The 3,743-nt window shown below is 71.1% G+C and carries 3 protein-coding genes; all 3 read left to right on the forward strand.

The features are described 5' to 3' along the window. Positions 1–282 precede the first annotated feature (282 nt). From EIO58_RS14265 to EIO58_RS14275, 3 genes are read left to right on the forward strand one after another with little or no spacing between them, the layout of a single operon-like run. A complete protein-coding gene (locus EIO58_RS14265; protein WP_127820087.1) occupies positions 283–1,128 on the forward strand; it encodes a transglutaminase-like domain-containing protein in 846 nt (281 codons plus the stop codon). 49 nt (positions 1,129–1,177) lie between these two features. Then, positions 1,178–2,845, forward strand: a complete 1,668-nt coding sequence (locus EIO58_RS14270; protein ID WP_127820088.1) for an arginine--tRNA ligase — start codon at positions 1,178–1,180, stop codon at positions 2,843–2,845. 10 nt (positions 2,846–2,855) lie between these two features. Beyond that, positions 2,856–3,665 carry an LmeA family phospholipid-binding protein gene (locus EIO58_RS14275; RefSeq protein ID WP_127820089.1) on the forward strand — a complete coding sequence of 270 codons (810 nt, stop codon included), beginning with the start codon at positions 2,856–2,858 and terminating at the stop codon, positions 3,663–3,665. The last annotated feature ends 78 nt before the right edge of the window (positions 3,666–3,743 follow it).

Genomic DNA, 3,743 nt, shown 5'->3' on the forward strand with positions numbered 1-3,743 from the left:
GCCGGTCCGGCGGCCGTCCATGGACGCAGCAGGCCCACGGCGCACACGGCCGCGACGGCGAGCGCGGCGCCCGCGAGGGAAAGCCACAGCCGCCGTCCGCGGCGGTGACCGGGCGCGTGCATGCATAGAGGGTAAGTCACGCCGCGAGCGCCGAACGCCACGGAGCGCGAGGGTGCGAAAAGACGGCGGCGATACTGAGGATCCGCCGTGCCGTCGGCGTGTCGATCGAGGCGGTCGACAGCGGCGGCCGGAGCACCCTCCGCCGCGTGCGACGATACTTCGGTGCAACGCCTCGTGACCGCTGAGATGGACCTCGATCTGGGGGCCTCCGTCGACCTCATCTTCCAGATCGCGGTCGCTCAGGCGGCCCCGGTCTCGAACGAGCGACTGACGTTCACGCAGGGCGATCGCGTGTACATGCCGACCGAGATCGTCGACCAGTCCGGCAGCCGGCTGCACCGACTCACAGGCGAGTCCGGCACGCTCGAGGTGCGGTACGAGGCAACCGTCGACGGGCAGGCGGCGGCGAGCCGGGCGAGCGACCTCGAGACCATCACCTACCTTCGGCCGAGCCGCTACTGCCAGTCCGACGAGGTGTTCCAGCAGGCCCGTCGCCAGTTCAGAGGGCTGTCCGGCCACCACCTCATCGCGGCCGTGTCGGAGTTCGTCGCCGCGAGCACGACCTACACGCCGGGTCTCAGCCAGGGCACCGACAGCGCGGTGACCACCCTCATGACCGGTCAGGGCGTCTGCCGCGACTACGCGCACGTCGTGATCGCGCTGCTGCGCGCGATGGACATGCCCGCCCGCTATGCCGCATGCTATGCGCCGGGCCTGCGGCCGATGGACTTCCACGCGGTCGCCGAGGCGTACCTCGACGGCGCGTGGTACGCGATCGACGCGACGCGTCTCGCGAACCGTCGCTCCCTCGTCCGCATCGCGACCGGACGCGACGCCGCCGACTGCGCGTTCCTCAGTCACCACGGCGGCTATGTGGGGCTCAAGCGCCTGCGCGTGGACGCGTGGGTCATGCCGGATGCCGCAGGCCTGGACGGACTCGCGACCCCGGTGCCGGCATCGTCGGATCCCGCACTCGACGACTTCGCGGCGCTCGTGCAGCTCGCCTGAGCATCGGGCGCGGAGGCGGAGCCGGGCGCGCAACTAGACTGGTCCGGCTATGAATCCCGAAGCCCTCTCCGCTGCTCTGCTCGCCGTCGTCGCCCCGCTCGTCGAGGCACGACGTCCCGGTGCGGCCGCGGGACTGACCGCCGCGGATCTGCCGCTCGAGCGCCCCAAGAACCGGGATCACGGCGACTGGGCGTCCAACGCCGCGCTGAAGCTCGCGAAGGCCGTCGGGGTGAACCCGCGTGAGTTCGCGGCCGAGATCGCTGAGGGCCTTGCGCAGGTCGACGGCATCGCCGGTGTCGAGGTCGCTGGTCCCGGATTCATCAACATACGGATGGACGCCGCGGCCGCCGGCGCTCTCGCGAAGACGATCGTCGACGCCGGGGCGGCGTTCGGCACGAACGACTCGCAGCGCGGCAACACGATCAACCTCGAGTTCGTCAGCGCGAATCCGACCGGCCCGATGCACATCGGCCACACGCGCTGGGCGGCGCTCGGCGACTCGATGGCGCGCCTGCTGCTGGCCAGTGGAGCGACGCTCGTGCGCGAGTTCTACATCAACGACGCGGGCACGCAGATGGAGCGGTTCGGCCGCTCAGTCGTCGCCGCCATGAACGACGAGCCCGTCCCCGAGGACGGCTATGCCGGCTCGTACATCCAGGTGCTCGCGTCGCGCGTCGTCGCAGAGCGGCCCGACATCCTCGGCCTCGACCGCGACGAGCAGCTCGCGGTCGCGACCGAGCTCGCGTACCAGTTCCAGCTGGGCGAGCTGCAGGCCTCGCTTCAGAAGTTCAACGTGCACTTCGACGTGTGGTTCTCGGAGCGCTCGCTCCACGCCCAGCCCGAAGACGGGGGTCCGACCCTCGTCGACGAGGCCGTCGACCGGCTGCGCGACCAGGGCCATGTGTTCGAAGAGGACGGCGCCGTGTGGGTGCGCACCACCGACTTCGGCGACGACAAGGATCGCGTCATCCGTCGCTCCAACGGCGAGTACACGTACTTCGCCGCCGACGCGGCGTACTACCTCAACAAGGGCGACCGCGGGTTCGCCCACAAGATCTATCTGCTGGGCGCCGACCACCACGGTTACATCCATCGCCTGAAGGCGCTCGCGGGGGCCGCGGGCGACGATCCCGAAAAGGACATCGAGGTGCTGATCGGGCAGCTCGTGTCGATCAACGGCGCGCGGCTGTCCAAACGCGCGGGCAACATCATCGAGCTCGACGACCTCCGCGAATGGCTCGGCACCGACGCGCTGCGCTACTCGCTCGCGCGCTACCCGGCCGACTCGCCCCTGACGCTCGACCCTGAGATCCTCCGCAGGCGCACCAACGACAACCCGGTGTTCTACGTGCAGTACGCACACGCGCGCACCCACAACGTGGCGCGCAACGCCGCGTCGGGGGGCGTCGACCGCTCGGAGTTCGCACCCGAGCTGCTCACGCACGAGACCGAGTCGGCGCTGCTGGGCGCACTGCAGGAGTTCCCGCGCATCGTCGCGTTCGCCGCCGAGGTGCGCGAGCCGCACCGCGTCGCCCGCTACCTCGAGGAGCTCGCCGGCCTCTACCACCGGTGGTACGACAACTGCCGGGTGATCCCGCTCGGCGACGAGCCGGTCGAACCGGTGCACCGCACGCGGCGGTGGCTCAACGACGCCACCGGGCAGGTGCTGCGCAACGGCCTGGATCTGCTCGGCGTGAGCGCACCCGAGCGGATGTAGGGGCCACGACGTGAGCGCCGACGACACCCGGCCGACTCTGCCGCTGCCGGACTGGGAGCACGCGGAGGCGCCACGGCGTCGCGCGTGGCCGTGGCTGGTGGCCTTCGGTATCGTGATCGTGCTCGCCGTCGTCGCGTGGTTCGCCGCCGAGGTGATCGCGCGCCAGATCGTGACGGGCGTCGTCCGCGATCAGGTGCGGTCGCAGCTCGCACTGCCGGAGAGCCAGCCGATCGACGTCGACATCCCCGGCGCGATGATCCCTCAGCTCGTCGGCGGCACGCTCGACGAGCTGACCATGGCCTCCGACGACGTGGAGGTCGGGCGCTTCGCCGGCGACGTCGTCGTCGTCGCGCAGGACGTGCCGATCCGCGGCGGCAGCATGGGCGGCGCGACGGCGACCGTGACGCTCGACGAGGAGCAGCTGCGCGGACTCGTATCGACGATCGCGGCCTTTCCGGCCGACACCGTCAGCATCGACGCGCCCGTCGTGACGATGAGCATGCGGGTCCCGCTGTTCGGAGTCGGGGTGCCGGTCGGCGTCGCGCTCACCCCCGACGCGGTCGACGGCGACATCGTGCTGACGCCGGCATCGCTCCGGCTCGCGGGCGCGGAGGTCGGCGCCGACGCGCTGCGCGACCAGTTCGGCCAGGTGGCCGATCTCGTCCTGCGCGACTGGACGGTGTGCGTCGCGCAGTACCTGCCGGCGGGCGTGACCCTCACCGACGTCGCGGTGGACGGCGAGGTGCTCGTGGCGGGTTTCGACGTCGACGGCGCCATCACCACCGACCCCGCCCTGCGCGCGACGGGCTCGTGCGAGTGAGGGCGTACTCGCGGCGTCACACGACGCAGGCGACGGATGCCGCGTACCCTAGACTTCAAGCACTGCCCGGCGCGTGAC

This window comes from Microbacterium sp. CPCC 204701, from assembly GCF_004010105.1.
Lineage (GTDB): Bacteria > Actinomycetota > Actinomycetes > Actinomycetales > Microbacteriaceae > Microbacterium.

Coding starts and splice junctions, on each gene's coding strand:
- EIO58_RS14270 (WP_127820088.1), top strand. CDS start 1,178: ATGAATCCCGAAGCCCTCTCCGCTGCTCTGCTCGCCGTCGTCGCCCCG.